This window comes from Clostridium intestinale DSM 6191, from assembly GCF_900130055.1.
Taxonomy (GTDB): domain Bacteria; phylum Bacillota; class Clostridia; order Clostridiales; family Clostridiaceae; genus Clostridium_T; species Clostridium_T intestinale.
Genome location: NZ_FQXU01000006.1, coordinates 49,136 through 72,234, shown reverse-complemented (window position 1 = coordinate 72,234; position 23,099 = coordinate 49,136). Strand labels below are relative to the sequence as shown.

The 23,099-nt window shown below is 31.7% G+C and carries 21 protein-coding genes and 1 pseudogene; 5 read left to right on the top strand and 17 right to left on the bottom strand.

Annotation, left to right across the window (positions count from 1 at the left end; translation table 11 throughout):
• Positions 1-5: 5 nt before the first annotated feature.
• The 9 genes from BUA92_RS09585 to BUA92_RS09545 form a co-directional block, all read right to left on the bottom strand.
• Positions 6-773 carry an acyl-CoA dehydratase activase gene (locus BUA92_RS09585; RefSeq protein ID WP_073019030.1) on the bottom strand — a complete coding sequence of 256 codons (768 nt, stop codon included), beginning with the start codon at positions 771-773 and terminating at the stop codon, positions 6-8.
• 8 nt (positions 774-781) lie between these two features.
• Positions 782-1,933, bottom strand: a complete 1,152-nt coding sequence (locus tag BUA92_RS09580; protein WP_073019028.1) for a double-cubane-cluster-containing anaerobic reductase — start codon at positions 1,931-1,933, stop codon at positions 782-784.
• A 149-nt stretch (positions 1,934-2,082) separates the two neighbouring features.
• Positions 2,083-2,949 (bottom strand): FAD binding domain-containing protein, encoded by an 867-nt coding sequence (locus BUA92_RS09575; RefSeq protein WP_073019025.1) that lies wholly within the window; start codon positions 2,947-2,949, stop codon positions 2,083-2,085.
• Positions 2,943-3,416 carry a (2Fe-2S)-binding protein gene (locus BUA92_RS09570; protein WP_073019023.1) on the bottom strand — a complete coding sequence of 158 codons (474 nt, stop codon included), beginning with the start codon at positions 3,414-3,416 and terminating at the stop codon, positions 2,943-2,945. The genes BUA92_RS09575 and BUA92_RS09570 overlap by 7 nt, the downstream gene beginning before the upstream one ends.
• Positions 3,403-5,544, bottom strand: coding sequence for a xanthine dehydrogenase family protein molybdopterin-binding subunit (locus BUA92_RS09565; protein WP_073019021.1), 2,142 nt, complete (start codon positions 5,542-5,544; stop codon positions 3,403-3,405). The genes BUA92_RS09570 and BUA92_RS09565 overlap by 14 nt, the downstream gene beginning before the upstream one ends.
• Positions 5,545-5,654: 110 nt before the next feature.
• A complete protein-coding gene (locus tag BUA92_RS09560; protein WP_021803617.1) occupies positions 5,655-6,584 on the bottom strand; it encodes an ABC transporter permease in 930 nt (309 codons plus the stop codon).
• Complete coding sequence (locus BUA92_RS09555) at positions 6,585-7,670, bottom strand: ABC transporter permease (protein ID WP_073019019.1); 1,086 nt, start codon at positions 7,668-7,670, stop codon at positions 6,585-6,587.
• Entirely contained in the window at positions 7,651-9,186 is a 1,536-nt protein-coding gene (locus BUA92_RS09550) for an ABC transporter ATP-binding protein (protein WP_073019017.1), read from the bottom strand. Before BUA92_RS09550 ends, BUA92_RS09555 begins: the two co-directional genes overlap by 20 nt.
• Positions 9,187-9,206: 20 nt before the next feature.
• Positions 9,207-10,313, bottom strand: a complete 1,107-nt coding sequence (locus BUA92_RS09545; protein WP_073019015.1) for a BMP family ABC transporter substrate-binding protein — start codon at positions 10,311-10,313, stop codon at positions 9,207-9,209.
• 696 nt (positions 10,314-11,009) lie between these two features.
• Here BUA92_RS09545 and BUA92_RS09540 point away from each other — a divergent pair.
• Genes BUA92_RS09540 through BUA92_RS09530 form a run of 3 tightly spaced genes read left to right on the top strand, consistent with a single transcriptional unit; the run spans position 11,010 to position 14,525 of the window.
• Entirely contained in the window at positions 11,010-11,804 is a 795-nt protein-coding gene (locus BUA92_RS09540) for an FAD binding domain-containing protein (RefSeq protein WP_073019013.1), read from the top strand.
• A complete protein-coding gene (locus tag BUA92_RS09535; protein WP_073019011.1) occupies positions 11,798-12,247 on the top strand; it encodes a (2Fe-2S)-binding protein in 450 nt (149 codons plus the stop codon). The genes BUA92_RS09540 and BUA92_RS09535 overlap by 7 nt, the downstream gene beginning before the upstream one ends.
• A gap of 1 nt (position 12,248) precedes the next feature.
• Positions 12,249-14,525, top strand: a complete 2,277-nt coding sequence (locus BUA92_RS09530) for a xanthine dehydrogenase family protein molybdopterin-binding subunit (protein ID WP_073019009.1) — start codon at positions 12,249-12,251, stop codon at positions 14,523-14,525.
• Between the two features lie 56 nt (positions 14,526-14,581).
• Here BUA92_RS09530 and BUA92_RS09525 read toward each other — a convergent pair whose 3' ends face one another.
• From BUA92_RS09525 to BUA92_RS09500, 5 genes and pseudogenes are all read right to left on the bottom strand, one after another.
• On the bottom strand, positions 14,582-15,619 hold the full coding sequence (locus BUA92_RS09525) for a M42 family metallopeptidase (protein WP_073019007.1): 1,038 nt from the start codon (positions 15,617-15,619) through the stop codon (positions 14,582-14,584).
• 147 nt (positions 15,620-15,766) lie between these two features.
• Positions 15,767-16,180 carry a hypothetical protein gene (locus BUA92_RS09520; protein ID WP_073019005.1) on the bottom strand — a complete coding sequence of 138 codons (414 nt, stop codon included), beginning with the start codon at positions 16,178-16,180 and terminating at the stop codon, positions 15,767-15,769.
• A 645-nt stretch (positions 16,181-16,825) separates the two neighbouring features.
• Positions 16,826-17,566, bottom strand: a complete 741-nt coding sequence (locus tag BUA92_RS09510) for an exonuclease/endonuclease/phosphatase family protein (protein WP_073019001.1) — start codon at positions 17,564-17,566, stop codon at positions 16,826-16,828.
• Between the two features lie 117 nt (positions 17,567-17,683).
• Complete coding sequence (locus tag BUA92_RS09505; protein WP_073018999.1) at positions 17,684-19,717, bottom strand: hypothetical protein; 2,034 nt, start codon at positions 19,715-19,717, stop codon at positions 17,684-17,686.
• A gap of 292 nt (positions 19,718-20,009) precedes the next feature.
• A pseudogene (locus BUA92_RS09500) lies at positions 20,010-20,084 on the bottom strand (hypothetical protein); the annotation flags it as partial.
• Positions 20,085-20,926: 842 nt separating this feature from the next.
• Here BUA92_RS09500 and BUA92_RS09495 point away from each other — a divergent pair.
• Positions 20,927-21,151 (top strand): DUF1659 domain-containing protein, encoded by a 225-nt coding sequence (locus BUA92_RS09495; RefSeq protein ID WP_073018997.1) that lies wholly within the window; start codon positions 20,927-20,929, stop codon positions 21,149-21,151.
• A gap of 36 nt (positions 21,152-21,187) precedes the next feature.
• Positions 21,188-21,406, top strand: coding sequence for a DUF2922 domain-containing protein (locus tag BUA92_RS09490; RefSeq protein WP_021803632.1), 219 nt, complete (start codon positions 21,188-21,190; stop codon positions 21,404-21,406).
• Between the two features lie 59 nt (positions 21,407-21,465).
• Here BUA92_RS09490 and BUA92_RS09485 read toward each other — a convergent pair whose 3' ends face one another.
• From BUA92_RS09485 to BUA92_RS09475, 3 genes are all read right to left on the bottom strand, one after another.
• On the bottom strand, positions 21,466-22,068 hold the full coding sequence (locus BUA92_RS09485) for a sigma-70 family RNA polymerase sigma factor (protein WP_073018994.1): 603 nt from the start codon (positions 22,066-22,068) through the stop codon (positions 21,466-21,468).
• Positions 22,069-22,308: 240 nt separating this feature from the next.
• Entirely contained in the window at positions 22,309-22,530 is a 222-nt protein-coding gene (locus tag BUA92_RS09480) for a DUF1659 domain-containing protein (protein WP_073018992.1), read from the bottom strand.
• Between the two features lie 165 nt (positions 22,531-22,695).
• Positions 22,696-23,085: a hypothetical protein gene (locus BUA92_RS09475; RefSeq protein WP_073018990.1), complete on the bottom strand. Its 390-nt coding sequence runs from the start codon at positions 23,083-23,085 to the stop codon at positions 22,696-22,698.
• Between the last annotated feature and the right edge of the window lie 14 nt (positions 23,086-23,099).

Below are 23,099 nucleotides of genomic sequence, written 5' to 3'. Positions count from 1 at the left end.
CTAATTCACTTCCTCAATTTAAATTGCTTCTCATATCCAATTATCGCTGCTCCTATTGCACCAGCATATTGTGATAAAGGAGATACCTTTATTTCTTTATTTATAAATCCTTCTAATCTTCTCTTAAATTCCTCGCTTCTACTAACTCCCCCAGAGAAAAACACACCTTCTTCAATATTTAATTTAGATGCGAAGGTAGCTGTTCTTTTTGCTATGGAAGATAAAATTCCTGATAGTATTTCTTCTCTTGGAACCTCTTTAGCAATTAGGCTAATAACTTCTGATTCTGCAAATACGGTACACATACTAGATATTGGATATGGCTTAACCCCTTTTGTAAGAGAGTCTATTGATGGCAATTCTTCATCTAAGGTCTTTACCATAACCTCTAAAAATCTTCCAGTCCCAGCTGCACATTTATCATTCATCAAAAAATCTGTAAGATTACCATCTCTATCTAGTTTTATAACCTTGCTATCTTGACCACCAATGTCTATTACAGTTCTTGTATTTTCACAAAGGTATTTAGCACCTTTTCCATGACAGGTAATTTCGGTAACCTTCTTATCTCCAAAATCCGCAAGTTCTCTCCCATAACCAGTAAGCACTACATAAGGTTTATCTTCAAGTCCATAAGATAAATCTGAATATATCTTCATCATACTCTCTCTAGGTCTTGAAGTTGTTTTAGTTATTATCTTTTTAACTATATTCCCATTATATAATATTCCTTTAGTTGAGGTAGAACCTGAATCTATTCCTATTGAATACATATTTTCACCTATAACATTTCTATAAATGCTGCCATTCTTGTATTTAACTGTCCTATATCTGACTGTGAATAATCTGTCTCTACTGCCATATATGGAACTTTATAATTGTTATTTGTAAATCTTTTTATTGAAAGAGTTTCTACTGCATAAGTATGGCAAGCCTGAAGTATTACATCTACTACCCCATCCACCTTATACTCTTCAATCATCTTTCCTAATAAAGTTTTTCTATTTTCATTAGGACTCATGCAAGAGCAGCCTATTGCAAGATATTTTTCTGCTAATGCATCAAATACATCCTTATCCTCATCTACTAAAAGCTCATTTGCTTTAGCAACTGTGCAGTTTTCAAAAGCAACTACATAACCACCATTATCTTCTATAGCTTTTACTACCTTTTCAGCAGCTCCCCCTATAGGACATCCTGTTATTAATATTCTTGGTCTACTATCTAACCTCACGCCTTGTGCATATTCTTTTTTTACTCTCTCAGTTAAACTAGAAAGTTCTTCTATAGATTGTTCTTTATCAAACTTAAAAGTCGCTCCATATATAACCTTTAGTATATCTGTTCCAGAAATAGCTGGTGGAGTTAACTTACCTATCTCGTAAAACTCTTTTAATGCTACTCTTTCTCTATTTTTTAAGTTTATAGCTTCTTTAATCTTATCTTCTGTAATTCTAAGTTCTAATTTATCTTCTAATAAATCTTTTAGCTTTATTATCTCACTTTTCCATAATTCATAGCTCTTTTCCCCAACTTGTGTATTAGGTAACTGCATGACATGAACAGCTTTAAATTCCCCTAAATATTCATACATCTTTTTCTTTCCATCACAGGTTGTCTCTCCTACAATTAAATCAGAGAAGTAAAAATAAGGACACTTATCTGTTTTCCCAAAACCATAGCTACTTTTTATTAGTGGACAAAGATTTCTAGGAAGATCCATTTCTGCATCTCCTATAGTTTCATCTGAGGTTGAACAAAGAGAAACTACTGCTGCTCCAGCCGCCATAGCTATTTCCTGGGGCATATATGTACAAAATGTTCCTATTAAAGGAATGTTCTTCTCCTTAAGTTCTTTTGCTATTATGAACCCATTTTTTCTTGCTTCAGAAAAATCTTCAAAAATTTCTGGCAAATCCTTTTTAATATCCATATATCAACACTCCTTAATCATTATTGCACAAAAACGTCACTGTAATTTAATTATACAATGACGTCTTTATATTATAAATTTAAAATTTAAAAGGGCTTTATCATATTTATATAATTTATTACTCATTATCCACTCTATATAGGAAGAATCTATTTTAATTTTAGAAAATCCTTTAATAAATTTACAGCTACCTGCTTTCTATAGTTTTTATTTGATCTTTGATCGTCTATAGGATTTATTAAATCTGAATAGTCCTCAATTAATTCTTCGCTTATTTCATCTAAATTGTTTATATTTTTTCCTATTAATTCATTCTCCATCTTTTTAGATTTAACTATTGTAGGTGCTACTGCTCCAAATGCTATTCTTATGTCCTTAATTACATCTTCCTCAATATTTATAAATCCTATAAAAGATAGTTTAGATATTGCTGTAGCTTTTCTAGTTCCAACCTTCTTATAATAATATTCATTAAAGTTAACTATAGGAATCCTTATTTCTTTTAAAATTTCATCACTACCCAATACATTTCTTCCTGGGGCAACAATAAAATCTTCTATAAATATTATCCTATCACCCTTTAGGCTTCCTACTACTAGTTCAGCTTCTAAAGCGTAAAGCAATGGAAGTATATCAGCAGCTGGCGAAGCATTACAGATATTCCCTCCTATAGTTGCTACATTCCTTATAGCAGGTGAAGCTATATCCTTAATTACAATTTTAAAATAATCAGGAATTAACTCATAGTTACTAATTTCAGAAAATGTACATGCAGCTCCTATATGAAGATAATCTCTCAAGGTGTATATCTTTTTTAATTCTGCTAGGTTTGCAACAAAGACAGTATTTTTATCAAACCTAGGTATAAGTCCTGAGGGTCTTTTCCTTCTTACCATAAGATCTGTTCCACCAGATAATATTATAGTCTCTTCTTTACTTCTTACCTCCAAAGCCTCTTTTAAACTTTCTGGTAAATACAATATTATATTAGAGTTCTCCTCTTTACTTATTACCATACAGTATCACCTCTTTTTGAAGCTAACTTAATAGCTTCGATTATTTTATCATATCCTGTACATCTACAAAGATTCCCTGATATTCCTTCTCTGATTTCATCCTCATTTGGTGTACTATTTTTAGTTAGTAGTGCATAGGATGCCATTATCATTCCTGGAGTACAAAAACCACATTGAACAGCTCCTGCATCCTCATATGCTTCCTTGAGTATATTAAATTCTTTAGTATCTACCAGGCCTTCTATTGTAATAACTTTAGCTCCATTTACATTACCTAAAGGTACACAACAAGAATTAATAAGATTTCCATCTATAATTACAGAACAAGCTCCACATTCGCCTTGTCCACAACCTTCTTTTGGCGCTATCAATTTAAAATCCTCTCTCAGAACATCTAAAAGTCGTCTTAATGGATTGCTTTCAATACTAACCTCTTTATTATTTAGATTGAATTTAATTTTTGTCATTTTTTATTACCTCCATTATTAACTCAGGGGTTACAGGAATCTGGCTCACTGTTTTTCCTATTGCATTTTGCACAGCAATTGCATAAGCAGATGCTGCTCCTATTAAAGTAAGTTCCCCTGCACTTTTAGCTCCAAAAGGACCGTAATCATAAGGTGTGTTAACTAACTTATTATGAATCTTAGGTAAATCCTTAGCTGTAGGTATTACGTAATCAGTGTTAGTTCTTTGAATTAGTCTTCCTTCTTTAGAATTCATAACCTCCATACCTGCATAACCTAAACCTTGAGCAACTCCACCTTCTATCTGACCTTCTATTATCTTTGCATCAATAGCCTTACCTATATCAAAAACAGCCCAAACACCCTTTATATCTACTTCATAAGTTATAGGATTAACTTCAACCTCTACTACGTTGGCTCCCCATGAATAAGTATTATACGCATCTCCAACTAAAGCTTCTGCATCCCAATTAAACCCTTCTGGGTGTTTATATTTTTCTAGAATCTCTATCTCTTCTCCAGATTTCCACTCTTCCTTCATTTTTATAGCCGCATTTTGAAGAAGTTTTCCTATAATCATTGTAGTTCTTGAAGCAACTGTAGGTCCTGAGTTTGGAACCCTATCAGTATCTGGATTTGCATATATTATATCTTCTAAAGGTATCTCTAAAGCATGGGCAACTATCTTCCTAAGTCCAGTCGTTACTCCCTGTCCCATTTCAACGTTAGATATAAGAATTTCTACTTTATCATCTTTATATTTTTTAAGCTTAACCTTTGCCTTTATAATATCCCTTTCACCATTTCCAGTGAATCCTCCACCATGGAAAAATAGAGACATTCCTACTCCCTTATATTTATCACTCTTTTTATACTGTTCATATTTCTCACTATATGAAGACATTTCTTCTATAGTTTCAATTATTTTTGGTAATACAATATCCTCTCTAAATACCCCACCAGTTGAAGATAGATTTCCTTTTTTCAATAAATTCTTTTTCTTAAAGTCCAAAGAATTTACTCCTAATTCCTTTGCCATAAATTCCATATGCATTTCTGTAGCAAAAAAAGATTGCGGTGCTCCAAAACCTCTGTAGGCTCCTGTTACAATATTATTTGTAGCAAAAGCTCTTCCCCTAACCTTTATATTTTCAACATCATATACCCCTATGGCTGCAAATATACTTCTTTGTAAAACTATATTAGATATCCCCATGTAAGCGCCACCATCTAATTTAACATCTGCATCTACACCTATTATCTTATGATTTTTATCTAAAAAAGTTTTTAAAATAATTTGTGAAGGATGTCTTTTGGTTGTACATTGAATATCTTCATCCCTATCAAATATAAGCTTAACTGGCTTTTTAATCTTTAATGCAGCAATAGCAACTTGCCCACCTATTAAGGAAGGATATTCTTCCTTTCCCCCAAAACCTCCACCAGTATTACTTTGAACTATTTGAACATCATCATAATCAAACCCTAAAGCATCTACTACTGCATCTTTAACATAATAAGGACACTGCATAGAGCCTATAACTTTAACTCTTCCATTTTCATAAGTTCCAACCATACCTTGAGTTTCTAAATATATGTGCTCTTGATATCCAGTTGTATATTCTTTTTCAAATACATAGGCGGCTTCTTTTTCAGTTTTATCTAGGTCACCTTTTCCATAATTATATTCTATAAAACAATTATCTTTTCCATATATAACTTCAGTTAGTGATTCAGATTCATCTATGGAGAAAACTCCTTTTAACTCTTTATAATTAACTTTTATCTCTGTTATTAATTCTTCAACCGTCTCTTTATCAGGTCCTACCAAAAGTAAAAGCGGTTCCCCAATGTAGTTTACTGTATCCTCAGCAAAAAATGGCATCTCATAATTTATAATTTTAACTCCATTTCTAGCAGGTACATCATTTTTATCTACTATATAATATCCTTCTGGAAGCCTCGGAATATCTATTGATAATATTTCTGCCCTTGCTTTTGTGGATCTTAATGTTTTGGCATACAAAGCATCTTCAAAGTGCATATCTGCTAAATATTCCGTTTTTCCTTTAATCTTATCCTCAACATCTATTCTCTTAACAGGTTTACTTATTTCATCAATAAGCATATAATCACCCCCTATTTTTCATAATCAACTCTAACTTATTGATTTAAAAATAAGGTTACTGCAAGTTTGTTTGCAGCAACCTCTAAACTAATTTATTTTTCTAAGATCTTTTATCTTTCTTCTCTAAAATATGATTGTCCTAAAGATTTAGGAGGAGAATTTTTTCTTGAATTTCTCATAGAAACCACTACAAGAACTACGAAGGTTGCTATATATGGAATAGCCGCAATCAAATATTGATTAATAAATGGACTGCTTATTCTAAATCCTAATATATCTAACCCTCCAAAGAAATAAGCTCCTATTAAAGCCTTAAATGGATTCCATCCTACAAATATAACTAAAGCTACAGCTATCCACCCACGACCAGCTGTAACATTTTCTTGCCATGCAGGTACATATACAAGAGAAAGATATGCTCCTCCAAGTCCACACAAAGCTCCACCTAAAAGAATATGCACATATTTATATAAATTAATATTTATACTTGCTGCATCTGCAGCTGCTGGATTTTCTCCTACAGCTATAACATTTAACCCTTTAGAAGTTTTATATAAATATAATCCTAAAACTATTGCACATATATATCCTAAATAAATAAAGGGATCTTGGTTAAATAAAGCTGTACCTAAAACTGGTATCTTTGATAATAAAGGAATCGCAACAGGTTTAAAGAATGCTTTTATACTATCTGGAGTTACCTGCCCTACAAGTTTAGTTCCAAGTAAACTTGATAATCCTGTTCCAAATATGGTTAAAGCTAAACCTGAAACAGTTTGATTTGCTCTAAGGGTAACAGTTAAAAAAGCATATACTAATGCTCCTAATGCTCCTGCAATCATAGCTGCTATTAAAGCAATAAATGGATTCCCAGTACTTAAGCCTACCATAAAGCCCATAACTGAACCCAAAAGCATTAACCCCTCAACTCCAAGGTTAAGATTTCCTACTTTTTCTATTATTATTTCTCCTAAAGTCCCAAAAAGAAGCGGTGTTCCTGCAATAACTGCTGCTGCTAAAAAATTCGTAATCCAATCCATTTATGCCACCTCCTGAACTTTTTCTCTTTTTTTAGATACTCCATTAAATATAAGCTTGAATCTTACAAAAAACTCACTTCCAAGTACACAGAAAAGTATAATTGCTTGCAATAATGAAGCTGCTGATTCAGGAATTCCATAAGCTGTTTGTATGAGTCTTGCACCAGACACTAAAGCTGCAAATAGTACAGCTACTATACTTATTCCTATGGAGCTTAAATTTCCAAGCCAAGCTATTATAACTGCTGTATTACCTACTCCACCTGATACCTCTACAGATAAGGTCTGACTTACTGCTGAAGCTTGTATAACTCCTGCAATTCCACATATTGCCCCACTTAAGAAAAGCGCTCCAAGAATTGTTTTCTTTATATCCATCCCTGCATATTTAGCCGTATTTTCACTTTCTCCGATTACTGAAATCTCATATCCTTTTTTAGTGTAGTTCATATAAATATATACTAAAACTGCTAAAATTATAGCTATAATCCATCCTATATGAACCCCAAAAAGTTTAGGCATAATAGCATTATCAGAGAAATTTGGAATCTTAGGAAAACCTAAAGAATTTTTATCTCTCCATGGACCATACTGTAAATAGGTTATAAATTTTAGAACAATATAGTTCATCATCAAGGTTGTAATAGTTTCATTAGTTCTATATTTTACTCTAAAATATGTTGGAATTAACACACATATTCCACCTAAAACAGCACCTACTACAAGCATTAGTAGCAATAATAATGGCTTAGGTAAGCTTTGAAAATTTAAAGCTAATAGCGCAGCTCCAAAAGCTCCCATCATTATCTGTCCTTCTCCCCCTATGTTCCAAAACTTCATTTTGAAGGCTATAGATACTCCTAAGCCAGCAATCAAAAGAGGGATAGCTTGAATTATTGTTTGTCTTATTCCATATGCAGAACCAAAAGCGCCTTTTAGCATTGTGCCATATACACTTAATGGATTTAATTTAAGAAAAAGAAGTAATAAGCTTACTATAACTAAAGCCAAAACTACTGCTAGTACTCTTATCTGCATACTTTTTTTATTATCTACTTCTGTTCTCTTAACTAGCCTCACTAGCATATTTATCACCATCCTTATTTCCGCTTGATACCATCATAAGACCAATTTCTTCTTTAGTAGCTTTTTCTGCCTCAATTACTCCAGTTACATTTCCACTATTTAAAACCATAATCCTATCACAAAGTTTAATAAGTACATCTAAATCTTCTCCAACAAATAAAATTGAGGTGCCTTTTTTCTTTTCCTCATTTATTAAGTTGTAAATGGTGTAACAAGTATTTATATCTAAACCTCTCACTGGATAAGCCATAACTATAAGTTTAGGATTTAAGCTTAATTCTCTTCCAAGTAAAACCTTCTGAATGTTTCCACCTGATAGATATCTTATAGGATAATATATTCCTGGTGTTTTAACCTCTAGCTTTTCTACTATATCCTTAGCCTTATCTACTAAACTTTTTCTATTAACAAACATACCCTTTTGTTTTCTATAATCTTTTAATAATAGATTATCTACTATTCCCATAGCTCCAACTAAACCCATTCCTAGTCTATCCTCTGGAATAAAACTCATAGCTATTCCTCTTTCCATAAATTCTTTAGAGGTTTTTCCAGCTAAGTTTTCTCCCTTAAAGTTTATTTCGCCATTATCAATTTTACATATTCCCGTTATAGCTTCACAAAGCTCCTTTTGACCACAACCTGCTATACCCGCTATACCTAATACTTCTCCAGCTTTTATCTCAAAACTTACATCCTTTAGTAGCTTTATCTTGTCGCTACCTGAAACACTTAAATCTGAAACCTTTAAAACTACTTCTCCAGCTTCACATTCTACCCTATCTATAAATAAATCCACTTCTTTTCCCACCATAAGTTCAGTAAGATTTTTAGGATTTGTATTCAACTTATCAACAGTACAGATTGTCTCACCTTTTCTTAATATAGTGATTCTATCTGAAACCTCCATAACTTCATCTAATTTATGTGTTATAAATATAACAGCGCAACCCTCTTTTTTCATTTTATTCATAATGTTAAATAACTTTTTAGTTTCTTGTGGTGTAAAAACCGATGTTGGTTCATCTAATATAAGAATATCTGCACCTCTATATAATACCTTTAATATCTCAAGATTTTGTCTTTCCCCAACAGACATGTCCTGAACATATTTATTAACATCTATATCTAACTCAAACCTATTACATATATCATTAATTTTATCTAAAAGCTTCTTTTGACTAACAAATAATTTATTCTCTTGTCCTAACAATACATTTTGTATAGCAGTCATTGATTCTACTAACTTAAAATGTTGATATATCATTCCAACTCCTGCTTTTATAGCATCTTTAGGTGATGTAAAAGTAACTTCTTTTCCATGTATGAATATTGAACCACTATCTGGAGTATAAACCCCAGATAGCATATTCATAAGTGTACTTTTACCTGCCCCATTTTCACCCAAAAGTGCATGTATTTCACCGGCATTTACGCTGAAATCAACATTGTTATTTGCTACAACTTTTCCAAATGTCTTGGTTATTCTTTTTACAGCAATTAACTCTGAATTCATAAAGTATCACTCCATATTAATTATTTTTGAATAGTTCCATCTACACCTTTTACAAACCAGTTCATAGAGAAGATTTCATCATCAGTCATAGTTTTTCCAGCTGCAACTTTTTCTGCTCCAGTTTGATCTTTTAGAGGTCCAACAAATATTTTGTTTTCTCCTGAAACTACTGCTGCTTTAGCTTTTTCTATCTTCTCCTTAGTTCCTTCTGCTACATTACTTGTAAGTGGTGCTATATCAACTAGACCATCTTTAATTCCACCCCAGTAGCTTCCAGATTTCCATGTACCATCTTGAATTGCTTTTATTTGAGCTGTGTAATAAACTCCCCAGTTAAATATGTCTGAAGTTAAGTTAGCTTTTGGAGCAGCTTCGCTCATGTCTATGTTATAACCTACTGAGAATACACCAGCTTCTTCTGCTGCTTGCTGTGCACCTGCTGTATTTTGATGTTGTCCTATAACATCAGCACCGTTTGCAATAAGAGCTTTTGCAGCTTCTTTTTCTTTAGCTGGATCATACCAAGTATTTGTCCAAACAACTTGTACAGTTATGCTAGGATCTACTGATTGTGCTCCTAAAGTAAATGCATTAATACCTCTTATAACTTCTGGTATTGGGAATGCTCCTACAAAACCAAGCTTTTTAGTTTTAGATTTCATACCAGCAGCTATACCTGATAAGTATCTAGCCTCATACTCTCTACCAAAGTAGTTAGATAAATTATCTGCTGTTTGATGTCCACCACCATGTAAGAACTTTACATCTGGATGAGCTTTTGCAGATGCAACCATACCATCCATAAATCCAAAACTTGCTCCAACTATTACGTTAGCACCTTGGCTAATCATATCTTCTACTACTTTTTGAACTTCAGCTGAATCTTCTTTAACAGATTCTTTATAAATTGTTTCAACTCCAGTTTGCTCCTCAAGATAAAGTCTACCTTTGTTGTGATTGAAGTTATATCCCCCATCTGTAATTGGACCTGATAATAAGAATCCAACTTTTATATCCTTTTTAGTTTCTTCAGTTTTCTTTCCTGAATCCCCCGATGTGCTACAACCAGTTAATGCTAATGATGCTGCAACTAAACCTGTTGCAAAGATTTTAAGAAATTTTTTCATGTTTTTTCCCCCTTAATTAAATACTTAAAATTTTGATTAACAATTGCTACCTTTACCTCCCTATCTTTCTAAATGACAATATTATTATTAAAAATAAAAAAGCAAGTTCAAAAGAGACTTTGAGTTTTAGAAATACAATAAAAAATCAATTTCTAAGCTCTAAAGTTCCTCATTGAACTTGCTTATAATAATATTCGTTATTAATTTTTAATGGCATAAAATAATAGTCATTTATCAAATAAAGATTCTAACTAAACTGCATAAATATATAGAGCAATTCCCGTGCCAACTTTTCTAATATGTAATTTAAGGAATATATGAATTAATATGGTTTAACACAGGGTACTTATTACTTATATTTATGCATTTTTACCATTAAAAGTATTCCATTTCTCTAATTATTTATTTTTCTAATAATTTTTTTATTAATCTTTTATATCAAAATGATAATTATTTATCATTTTGATATAAAAGATTGTATTTATTGATAATTATAATCCCAACTCTTTTCCTTCTAAAACCTCAATATATTTTTATCAAAGTGATAACAAGACCTTTTTTATTATACAACAGGATAATAAATCTGAACATACCCAATTAAAAATTAATATATGTACGCCTATATAGAATATGATATAATAAAATAGTTTGAAAACATTCGTGTTAATATAAAGTTTTTTAGGAGGAGTATAATATATGTTTACTTTGTTAGAATTCTTTCAACCTGAAACCTTAGAAGATGCCTACAATAAATTAGTGGCTAGAAAGACTAATACCATTCTAGGAGGATGTGCCTTTTTAAAAATGGGGTCAAAAAGGATAGGTACAGGAATAGACCTTTCAAAGCTTAACCTTAATTACATAAATGAAACTGATAATTATATAGAAATAGGTGCTTCAACTACATTTAGAGATATAGAAACAAGTGAAGCATTAAACAGCTACTTTAATGGAGTATTAAAAGAAGCAGTTAAAGATATTATTGGGGTTCAATTTAGAAATATGGTAACTGTAGGGGCTTCAGTATATTCAAAATACGGTTTTTCTGATTTTATAACTGCCTTATTAGCCCTTGATACAGAAGTAGAGCTATATAAAGGTGGGAGACTAAGCCTTCAAGATTTTTTAATCAAACCCTATGAAAAAGACATATTAACTAAAATTTATATAAAGAAAAATGAAAGAAAAGCTAGTTATAAATCTTTAAGAAATTCAAAAAGTGATTATCCTATATTAAATGTAACTGTATCAAAGCTTAATGATGATTTCAAAATAGTTGTAGGGGCTAGACCTGCCACTGCAAAAATCTCTATAGATGCGTCAAAGTTTTTATCAAAGGAAGGCTTTAGCGAAGCTTCTTTAAATAAAGCTCTAGATATAATGAGCTCTGAACTTATATTTGGAACCAATATGAGAGCAACTTATGAATACAGACAAGCTATAAGCAAAGTATTGGTAAAAAGAGCTATTATGGAGGTAATAAAATGTTAGTAAACTTAAATATAAATGGCAAAAATCATAAATTACAAGTTGAACCAGATGATATGCTTATAGATACTCTTAGAGCAAATGGTTATCTTGGAGCTAAAAAAGGTTGTGATACAAGCTGCTGTGGTTTATGTACAGTTTGGATAGATGGTTCTCCTTTATTATCTTGTACCTTACTTACATTAAAAGCTTGTGATAAAAAAATTGTTACTATAGAAGGAGTTCAAGAGGAAGCGAAAAAGTTTGGACAAATTCTTTCAAATGAAGGTGCAGAACAATGTGGATTCTGTAGTCCTGGTTTTATAATGACAGTAATCGCTATGAAAAATGAGCTAAAAAACCCTACTGAAGATGAGATAATTCATTATCTGACTGGAAACCTATGTAGATGTACAGGCTACATGGGACAACTTAGAGCAGTAAAAAAATACTTGGAGGTAATGTAATATGAAGTCAGTAGGAAAAAGCTTTAATAAAATAGATAGTTTAGCTTTAGTTACAGGAAAACCAGTATATACTGAGGATTTAGCACTACAAAACGCCTTAGTTATTAAAATATTAAGAAGTCCTCATGCTTTTGCTAGGATAAAATCCATAGATGTTTCAAGAGCTGAAAAACTTGAAGGAGTAGAATGTATATTTACTCATAAAGATGTACCTAAAACCCGCTTTACTTTAGCAGGACAATCCTTCCCTGAACCATCCCCTTATGATAACTTAATCCTAGATGAACTAGTTCGTTATGTTGGAGATGAAGTGGCTATCATAGCTGCTGTAGATGGAAAAACTGCTATAAAGGCCATGAATATGATTAAGGTTGAATATGAAGTATTGGAGCCTGTTTTGGATTTTGAAAAAGCTATAGACCATCCTTCAATAATTCACCCAGAAGAAGATATTCATCTAAACTTTCCAACAGGAATGGAGAAGGATAGAAATATAGTATGTACCAGAAACGATTCCTTTGGGGAAAATGTAGATGAGGTTATAAATAATTCCCCTGTAGTAGTTGAAAGCACATACTATCCTCAAGCACAAGCTCATGCAATGATGGAAACCTTCAGAAGTTTTAGTTACCTTGACCATATGGGAAGATTAGTAGTAACATCTTCAACTCAGGTTCCTTTCCACATAAAAAGACAATTAGCTAGAGCATTAGAGATATCCCCTAGTAAAATTAGAATAATTAAACCTAGGGTAGGTGGAGGTTTTGGTGGTAAACAAACCTCTGTAGTTGAAATATATACTGCTTTAGTTACCTTAAAAACAGGAAAGCCATCTAAAATAATATATGAAAGAAAAGAAAATTTTGAAGCAACTAATACTAGACATGCTATGAGAATCAAAGTTACTATAGGTTCCGAAAAAGATGGAACCATAAATGCCATAGATATAAATGCTTTATCTGACCAAGGAGCTTATGGAGAACATGGTTTTACAACCTTAGGTTTAGTGGCTGAAAAAACTCTTCCTTTATATAACAAGGTAAAAGCATCAAGATTCTTTGGCCAAGCAGTCTATACTAATAAAGTTATAGGAGCTGCCTTTAGAGGTTACGGTGCTACTCAAGGAACCTTTGCAGTTGAATCTGCTATGAATGAGCTCTCAGCAAAATTAAATATAGATCCTATTGAACTTAGGTTAAAAAACCTAGTAAAGTATGGAGAAACTACAAAAGCCTATGGAAAGCCAATTCAAAGTATATCCTTAGAAGATTGTATTGAAAAAGGTAAAACTCTTATTAATTGGGATGAAAAATATCCATCTAGAGAAGTTTCTCCTAATAAGATAAGATCAGTTGGCATGGCTATAACTATGCAAGGTTCAGGAATAGCTCATATAGACACTTCTTCTGTTGAAGTTAAATTAAATGAAGAAGGCGACTTTACCCTTTTAATAAGTGCTACTGATGTAGGAATGGGCTGCGATACAATCCTTACACAAATGGCAGCTGAGGTACTTGATACCTCCATGGAAAACATAACAGTTATTGCGGCAGATACAGATATAACCCCTTATGATCCAGGTTCTTATGCTTCAAGTGGAACCTATGTTACAGGTATGGCAGTGGTTAAGGCCTCTGAAGATTTAAAAACCAAAATTCTAGAAGAAGCTTCAAAAGCATTAGATATTCCTAAAGATGAATTAGAATTATCAGAAGATGTAGTTAAATCTAAAACTCATGATAAGCTAATATCACTTAAGGATTTAGCTGAAAAATTAACCGTTGGTCCTAAGGGTAAACACCTAATTGGTTTTGGAAATCACGGAAGTGACGTTACTCCACCACCATTTATGGCTGGTTTTGCAGAAGTTGAAGTAGATAAAGAAACAGGAAAAGTTGATTTATTAAACTATGTTGGAGTAGTTGACTGCGGAACTATAATAAATCCAAAACTTGCAAAAATCCAAGCTGAAGGCGGAATAGTTCAAGGAATAGGCCTAGCCTTATATGAAGATGTTAAATATGATCCTAATGGAAGACTTCAAAGCAACAGCTTTATGCAATACAAAATTCCAACAAGAAAAGATATCGGTAATATAATAGTTGATTTTGAAGAAAGCTATGAGCCAACTGGACCTTTTGGTGCAAAATCCATAGGTGAAATAGTAATAAACACACCTGCGCCAGCCATTGCAGCAGCAGTTTATAACGCTGTTGGAGTAAATGTAAGACACCTTCCTATAACTCCAGAAAAAGTTTTTATGGGAATGAATAAATAAATATTTTATAAATAATAGTCCATAAAGACCTAAATCTTTATGGACTATTTTATTTTCTATTTAGTTAAATATAGATATAAAAGTTTAATAGTATTTTCTAAAGCTTCGCTGTGAGTTCTCTCCATTCCATGAGATGCATGAACTCCAGGTCCAATTAAAGCCCCTCTTATATTGTTTCCTCCATGAAGAGCTGCTCCAACATCTGATCCATACATAGGATAAATATCAACTACATACTTTAAGTTATTACCTTTAGCTAAATTCACTAAGTTAGTTACCATATTATAATCATAAGGTCCACCTGAATCTTTTGCACAAATAGAAACATCATATTCTGTACAGCTAAGGTCATCACCTATACATCCCATATCTACAGCTATCATTTCAGTTATATCACTTGGAATATATGATGAACCATGCCCAACCTCTTCATAAGTAGAAATAAATATTTTAGTAGTGTATTTAGGAACAATTTTTTCCCTGCTCATCATTTCAAGCAAGGTCATGAGACAAGCTACACTTCCCTTATCATCTATAAATCTAGACTTAATAAAGCCACTTTCTGTTATTGTTGTCTTAGGATCAATAAACACAAAATCCCCTGGACATATACCCAGTTTTTGAGTTTCTTCTTTATTAGTTACTCTTTCATCTATTCTTATATGCATATGCTCAGGATCTCTAGGTTTAGTTTTACTATCTACAAAAACATGAGCTGCTGGACTATCACTTAAAAAAGTTCCAGTATATATCTTGCCATCTCTAGTTCTTATACTACAATATTCACTATCTAAAGTTGGAACTGTAGGAGAACCTACCAAAGTAAACTTTAAAGTTCCACTGCTAGTTATTGATCTTACCATAGCTCCTAAAGTATCAACGTGAGCCGATAATCCAATTACCTTACCTTCTTCCTTACCTGGTACAGTGATAATTCCACAACCTTTATTAGTTGTCTCAAAATCATATCCAAATCCCGCTGCCCATTCCTCTATTACCTTCATAATATCAAAACAAAATCCACTAGGACTGTTAAACTCCAACAAAGTTTTTGCAGTCTTTAGCATATACTCTCTATCAATCGTTTTATCCATTGTTACCTCCAACTGTGTTACTATATTTACTTTTTATTATACCACTTCTATTTAGTAAGAATTTATTTTTCTTTTATACTTTTAAATTATAGTGAAATAGCAGGAATATCTTTTACTTTTTAAAATCATATTAAATAAAGCCTTGAACTAATCCTCTTGGCTTCCGCCTTCTTCCATAATGTATTTATAGTAGTGTTTTATTGCTTTTTCAACTATCGAATTAAATCTTGCATTGGCATTTGGATGAACAAGCTTCAATTGATTAATCATTACAACAATTGACTCCTTTAGACTAAAAGTCTTTTTTAATACAGCCTCATCATCTTTAATATCATAGTCTATCATACTCAACTTTCTATTGAATTGAAGAAATACTCCTTTTTTATCTTCACCATCATGTTCACGACTAACAACTTCCCCAGGATCAATTTGAAAATTTTTAACCGTTCTCCCATAGCTTTTCTCCCCATCATCCCAAGTACCCCCAACCGTTATTTTATCATTATTACCTTCCAATCCATCTGCTAATCCCTTTTTATCCTTGTTTAAATCTTCTTCCACCAATACTTCCCCCTATATTATTTATTTATTCTATATTATATGCCTCCACTATCTAATATAACTATATGGTTATTCTACTATACAGCTATTCCACTTTATGGTTATTCCACTATACAGCTATTCTACTTTATGGTTTGTCAACTTTATGGTTATTCCACTATACAGTTATTCCACTTTATGGTTTGTCGACTTTATGGCTATTCCACTATACGGTTATTCCACTTTATGGTTTGTCGACTTTATGGCTATTCCACTATACAGCTTAAAATTTAGTAGGATTATATTGAAGTTCTTTGCACTTCTACTGGATATAGGTTAAAAGGATTAGATTGAAGCTTAGGAACACTTCTACTGTAGATTTCAAAAAAAGTTGAAGCAATTTTTTTGAAGTGCTAAGTAAAAAATACTGACTACTCATTGATATGGTGTTTTTACATACAAAAATAGCCCTAACCTATAACTTCAATGGTTAGGACTAAAAGCTCAATTACTTATGGTACGGCTCACCGTATCCGTTGTAAGTGAGGTTTTTATCTATCATACAAACTACAATTTGTATCATTACTTGGATGAAAAGAATTCAATTTTTCAATCTAATAGTTTTATAAAACTATTAACTATACAAACAAATCATTCTATCCACCATTATTTTCGGTTAATTATAATAGCTGAATGGTCTGTAAACCCATCTTTTCCTCTAGTATCATCCACAATCTTTATGTTGTACGAATTCCATGAATCATCAGATATCAACGCATAATCAATTCTCGAACCTTCTTCTCCTTTTTTGTACGTATGATGATTATTGAGCTTATTATTTTCAATCCATAAATCTACCATACCTACAGATAACAATCTATTAAATAATCTTTTTTTCTCAGTGCCAGGAACATATACATTTAGATCTCCAACAATAACTATATCCTGTATTTTTCTATTAATCCCATAAAAATTTAAACACTTATAGGATACAATATTTTTAATCATATCAATTAAAGATTCCCAAAAATGAATAACAGATGAATCTTCGTATGCTTTATTGCCTGCAGGAGCATGTATTCCTATTATTAAATCTGTAACAATCGGATTTTTTTTAGTTCTAGATTGTAGCAAAAAAACTGTCCTATTCTTTTGTGATAATATAAAAGGTTGCAATTCTATATTCTCAATATTCTTTTCGTTTTTTACAATAGCTATTGTTTTAAAACGTGCAGTATCTGGATAATAAGGTGCTAAATACGTTAGTTCTTCATTCTTTAATTCTTCGATTCCTGAATTTGTAACTTCATGTAAAAAAACAATATCATCTTCACCCTGTAAATATTTATTTATAAATTTAATTGTATCATCGCAAATCTTCTGATTAATATTTAAAGATGTAATCAACTTTTATTCCTCCTCGTCCTAATCATTCACAAGTAAACTACTTGTGATAAAAAGATAATTCTCTTCTTCCTAACTAATTGGAATTTGTGAGTTTGGTATTATAAACATAATGTGAAGTTAGTTCAAGTGCATTTGCAAAAAATTATTTTTACGTTTCTCTTCTTCACGCAGACCTTCAAAAGTATGTATATCTAGCATATAAGTATTTTCACAATATTTTATAACAATATTTTTGATTTCATTTATGATTGTATAAGCACCATCTTCATTTAATTGCAAATCAATGATCGATTTACCACTATGTAAAAGTGGATTTCTTATATTTTTCCTCAAATCCTCTAAATACTTTACTAGCATAGTTTTTTCTGTTTGTGTATTGCAACAAAATGTAGCAATACGTTTGATTAACTTATTTCCATCATATGTGGTTGGGTAAAGCATATCCATAGCATCAAATATAGTAAGAATTGTTTGATTAGTATCCTGAAAGTAAATACTTTCTGCTATTCTATTTAAAGCATCACGGTTTGTAGAATATACTTCATCAGAACGTGAACCAAAAAAACAATTATAGAGTGTTTCAGAACAATCAGTTAATGATGGAATAAATGGGGTATTAGGCTCGATATATTCTCCATAAACACGTCCGGGAAGAAAATATATTTGGCTACTGCCTGGAGGATTGATATATGCAGCTCGGATTTTAGTATCATTGATTCCAACCTTAGACGGCAATATAGTATCTTTTTTTATTTCACTTGATAAAATTAAATAATTCAATGCTTTCTGTATAGTATTGCAAATAATATCGGAAAATTCACTGTAAAATGAAGAGCTAAATCCATTAGTTGGGCTCTTCCAATAAGATTGATTTTCAATTATTGCGAAAGGAGCATCAATGCTAATTTTTCGTAATAATGTTGTCAATATTACATCTACATCCCATACAGTAAATGACTTCTCCTCTATATTAAATTTTGAAAACAAATGATAGTTTGGGAAATAGCTATCTACTTTAAGTACTTTTTCATCTAAACCATATTCCAGGCAAAGTTCTAAGCCATGCTCATACACTTCATAAAACTCTTTAACTTTATCTTTACTATTAGCCGGCAAAAATAATGTTTCACCAATTTTTAAACAAGTGTCTATATTTAAATTATTCACTTCAGCAAAATAGTCACATTTTCCGAAAACAGTAACTGGCATTTCACTGATAGCGATATCACTATTAGGAGAAGAGTATAAAAATTCATTACACTTTTCGCATATTTTTTCGTCTAGTTCAGAAAAAGTCGTTGCACCAGATTTAATTGAAGCCATACAAAATTTAACAACAAGCAGGTACAAATTATCCAGTAAATTATATATTTTTTTCCAAGGAAGGATATCATATAATGATTTCCCTGCATGGATTATCTCAGTGCGAACTGTTTTGGAGTAAAAATAAAATTGTTGCGAAAGAATATCAAATTCATTTTGATTTTTGACAATGAAAGAGAGAATTCGTATCTTTTTAGTTTGGAAATTATATGAGGTGCTACAGTCTAGCCCTTCAATTGTTGAAAACAAATATGCAAAGCAAGTGTTTACATCATAAATCTGTATTGCCTTAAAAAGTCTATGCAAAATATTTCTATACTTGGTATAAACCTCATCTTCTCTAAAATGTAATAAAATATCATTTTCATCCGTATAGAATCCAGTAGCATCACATCCGATTCCTTCTGATAATTCATAATAAAGTTCTTTTCCTTTAATAATTTTATAGGATTCAAAATTGTCACCTAATACTACTGCTACTTTATTTCCTTCATAAAATCCAGGGGTTCCTATTACTTGTTCATGAAAGGCAAAAGTATTCAAAGATATTCTCAAACTATCCAGGGCGTAATCTACGGGTTTTATTAAGTAATCTACTAGTTTTATTGCATCTTCACAAGTATCTAACTCATCAATATGGTATATTGCAAAGCATTCATTGAATAAATCTAAAACATTTGATTTATTCACCAAGCTTATTGAATACTCCTTACTATTTATGAATATATTGCCGCTTTCATTTATGGCAATATTTGAACTTATAGTAATATTTTTTAGTACGACAGAATGCTCTATATGTAACCTTTCTATTGGAATAAGAATTAACAATATAAACACCTCTTCTTCCGAATCATCTCTGACTCTATTACGCACATATATAATAATTTATATTATTACAATGCAAACTAAGCTAAACCGTCAAATTCATGTTTATCTTTCACTTTAACCTTATTCTCTCTTCTTACTATAACATATTTTGTAAATACATTTCTACTTGTGATACGGTATTTTCGCCTATAAAAATAGCCTTAGGCAAGTCATATCAATACCTAAGGCTAAAAACTGCACTCATTTATGGTACAGTTCAGTTAATCATATTTTAAAATTATTAATCCACTAGCTAACTATCTATCAAATTCACTGTCTCAAAATTTGCTTTATAAAATACAGACCAATTATTGAAGACATAAAGTAATTCCTTTGCTTTGCATCAGCAAATTTCCATACCCTTTTCCTGCCTTACAAATTACTATTTAACTATATAATTTAATTCCGCATCATCTTACAATTATAAGTAAATTATATCACATTTATCCAACACCATATTATTCACTTTTAAGCAACCATTTGCTTCTCACTTAATTCATGTTTTGAGCAAAACTTTTTATAAACCTAGAGATCAGCAGTGAAAGGATTTAATGAAGCTGGGGAACGCTTCTACAGAGCATTAGTTAAAAGGATTAGACTGACGCTGAGAATCGCGTCTACCGAATAGCGGTGTACGCCTTTTCTTCCCTACGACTTTCCTTCTCTACTCCTCTACATCTTTCCTTCTCTATTTCTCCACGGCTCTCCTTCTCCACTCCTCTACATCTTTCCTTCTCTACTTCCCCACAGCTCTCCTTCTCTACTTCCCCACAGCTCTCCTTCTCTACTTCTCTACGACTTTCCTTCTCTACTTCTCCACGGCTTTCCTTCTCTACTTCTCCACGGCTTTCCTTCTCTATTTCTCTACGTCTCCCCTTCTCTACTTCTCCACGGCTTTCCTTCTCTACTTCCCTACAGCTTTCCTTCTCTACTTCTCCACAGCTCTCCTTCTCTACTTCCCTACGGCTTTCCTTCTCTACTCCTCTACAGCTCTTCTACTAGTTAATAGGATTTTATGAAGTTCTTAGAACTTCTACAGGGCAGAAGTCGAGAATATTAGATTTTTTCAACTTAAATCAAACTTTTTTCACGAAAAAACGCCACTTTTTTATTTATTGTTTTACTTATATAGTATAGGCAATTTTTAATAGGAAGGAGGTGACTATATTAATGGAAGCTAAAAAAGAACCTAAAAGCACTTCTTTAGTAATAGAACTAAAATCTGGAACAAATGATTCTGGAGCAGATACTTTCAAGAAAAAGAGCTTTTCTAATGTTAAGGTGGATGCACCTATAAACAATATATTAATTGTAGCTACTGCTATTGCATCATTACTTGATGCGCCTATAAGAAACATTATGCTAAATGAAGTTTCTATATTATCTGAAGCTTAGTATATTCTTAAAAATAATTTAAAAGGAGGGATACCAATGAATTATGTTCTTAGCCTTATATTTTTAACAGCAAGCGGAGATAAAGCAACTTTCTCTGTTTCTGATGTTAGACCTGACCTTCCTAAATCAGAAGTAGTTAAATTAGCTAATGCCATATTAGAGCAAAACATCTTCACCACTAAAAATGGAGATCTTGTGTCTCTATATTCTGCAAAATTGGATGAAAAGAAAAGTACTAAATATGAATTAGACTAATTCCTTTAAAAGATTTGAGAGGCTGAAATATTTCAGCCTCTCTTTTTACAAATTTTTAATTAGTCCCTATGGTTTTTTAATTCCTTATTTATAAGCTTTTTTAACTTTTCAAGAACAGCTTTATTACGCCTAATGGCAGTGCTATAATCAATGCATTTATCTTTAGCATAGGTTTTTAGAGTCTTTTTTTCATAATATCTATACCTAATTAGCTCAAGTTCCTTTTCATTTAATGATCTTAGAGCCTTTCTTAAAACCTCTATATTAAACTTTTCATATAAAATATCTTCTGGATAATCCATTTCATAAAATAGCACATTCTCTAGTTTTTCATCTATAATCAAAGTCTTTTTTCCATCTTTAAATTCACCTTTTTTAGTGGCTTTTAATAAATTTATAAAGTGATTGTTTATACATCTTCTTATAAAAGGAAAAAACTTTCCTCTCTTTACATCATAATCCTTGATGCATCTAAACATAATCTCATAACCTTCACTGACTTTATCTCTACGCCTATAGGAATTGATATGATACTTTTTAACTATGCTTCTAATAAAGTATTTAACGCTTCTAGCTAATTGATCTTTTGCCTCAATCTCACCATTTTGAACTCTATACACAAGCTGTTCTATATATTCATAGTCACAGTCATCTTGACTCATAAAATCACCTCAATTTTTTTTATCTTTTGCATAATTACTAAGCCTTTAAATCTTCTATTAGAGGGAGGTATTTTTTCACTATTTATTCAATTGGGAATAATTTTTACCTGAATAAATTTTCACTTGATATTAATATATATATGTCGAAATATAGAAATCCGTATGGTAAATATAGTTAAAAAGAAAGGTAGTAACGTCTAAAACTAGACTATTACTACCTTAAAGCAAATTTATATTTTTTTATAAATTAATCAGTTCATACTTTAGTCCTTTAGATACTCTATATATTTGAGTATCTAAAATATCACCTATCGAGTTGCCTATTATGCATAAAGCCTCATCAGAAGCATCTTCTTTTATGCCTATAAAGCTCTGCTTCTTAAACACATCTTTTCCTTCTTTATCTAAGCCAGCTTTATATTCCACTTCTAAAGAAATACGTGTTAATATGCTCTCTGTCATTTATATTACCTCCTTTCACAAAAAATGAAACTTAGTAATATAATATGTCTAAAGGTGGGGGATGGTGTGGGTTATTTGTTTTTGAAAGGTTGGTTGAGTCGGACTTAATTTGTGTATATTCTTCCAACAAACTATGCTTTAATAATCCACCTTTTGTAGTTCTTATTAAATATTTTCCTCCTCATATATCTTATCTCTTATAATTTTGAATTTTTTTATAGCATCATATTCATCATCATAAAAATCTTCCCAAAAACTAAGTGTAGCCCATTGTTTCGGCAGCAATGAATATGCTTCTTCGCTCTCAGTATGTAACACCCAATGTTTAGATAACTTATCGGATGTGATAATGAATAACTTTGATGGAATAATCTTTATAAGACCTTCATCATCTTCAAGTCTATAAAAAGCATAATCACCCATTGTTTTACCAAAAAGGGATATATTCACATTATAAAATTCTATAGCTAACACTATATATTCCTTATTAGGTGTAATATTAGAATATATTCTGTCACCTTCAATTGTTCTATTACTTATACATTTCACTTTCATAACTTACTCTACTT

Coding starts and splice junctions, on each gene's coding strand:
- BUA92_RS09555 (WP_073019019.1), bottom strand. CDS start 7,670: ATGCTAGTGAGGCTAGTTAAGAGAACAGAAGTAGATAATAAAAAAAGT.
- BUA92_RS09585 (WP_073019030.1), bottom strand. CDS start 773: ATGTATTCAATAGGAATAGATTCAGGTTCTACCTCAACTAAAGGAATA.
- BUA92_RS09485 (WP_073018994.1), bottom strand. CDS start 22,068: ATGAGTCAAGATGACTGTGACTATGAATATATAGAACAGCTTGTGTAT.
- BUA92_RS09495 (WP_073018997.1), top strand. CDS start 20,927: ATGGAAGCTAAAAAAGAACCTAAAAGCACTTCTTTAGTAATAGAACTA.
- BUA92_RS09580 (WP_073019028.1), bottom strand. CDS start 1,933: ATGGATATTAAAAAGGATTTGCCAGAAATTTTTGAAGATTTTTCTGAA.
- BUA92_RS09570 (WP_073019023.1), bottom strand. CDS start 3,416: ATGACAAAAATTAAATTCAATCTAAATAATAAAGAGGTTAGTATTGAA.
- BUA92_RS09525 (WP_073019007.1), bottom strand. CDS start 15,619: ATGGATAAAACGATTGATAGAGAGTATATGCTAAAGACTGCAAAAACT.
- BUA92_RS09490 (WP_021803632.1), top strand. CDS start 21,188: ATGAATTATGTTCTTAGCCTTATATTTTTAACAGCAAGCGGAGATAAA.
- BUA92_RS09535 (WP_073019011.1), top strand. CDS start 11,798: ATGTTAGTAAACTTAAATATAAATGGCAAAAATCATAAATTACAAGTT.
- BUA92_RS09545 (WP_073019015.1), bottom strand. CDS start 10,313: ATGAAAAAATTTCTTAAAATCTTTGCAACAGGTTTAGTTGCAGCATCA.
- BUA92_RS09560 (WP_021803617.1), bottom strand. CDS start 6,584: ATGGATTGGATTACGAATTTTTTAGCAGCAGCAGTTATTGCAGGAACA.
- BUA92_RS09550 (WP_073019017.1), bottom strand. CDS start 9,186: ATGAATTCAGAGTTAATTGCTGTAAAAAGAATAACCAAGACATTTGGA.
- BUA92_RS09575 (WP_073019025.1), bottom strand. CDS start 2,949: ATGGTAATAAGTAAAGAGGAGAACTCTAATATAATATTGTATTTACCA.
- BUA92_RS09480 (WP_073018992.1), bottom strand. CDS start 22,530: ATGACAGAGAGCATATTAACACGTATTTCTTTAGAAGTGGAATATAAA.
- BUA92_RS09475 (WP_073018990.1), bottom strand. CDS start 23,085: ATGAAAGTGAAATGTATAAGTAATAGAACAATTGAAGGTGACAGAATA.
- BUA92_RS09565 (WP_073019021.1), bottom strand. CDS start 5,544: ATGCTTATTGATGAAATAAGTAAACCTGTTAAGAGAATAGATGTTGAG.
- BUA92_RS09530 (WP_073019009.1), top strand. CDS start 12,249: ATGAAGTCAGTAGGAAAAAGCTTTAATAAAATAGATAGTTTAGCTTTA.
- BUA92_RS09540 (WP_073019013.1), top strand. CDS start 11,010: ATGTTTACTTTGTTAGAATTCTTTCAACCTGAAACCTTAGAAGATGCC.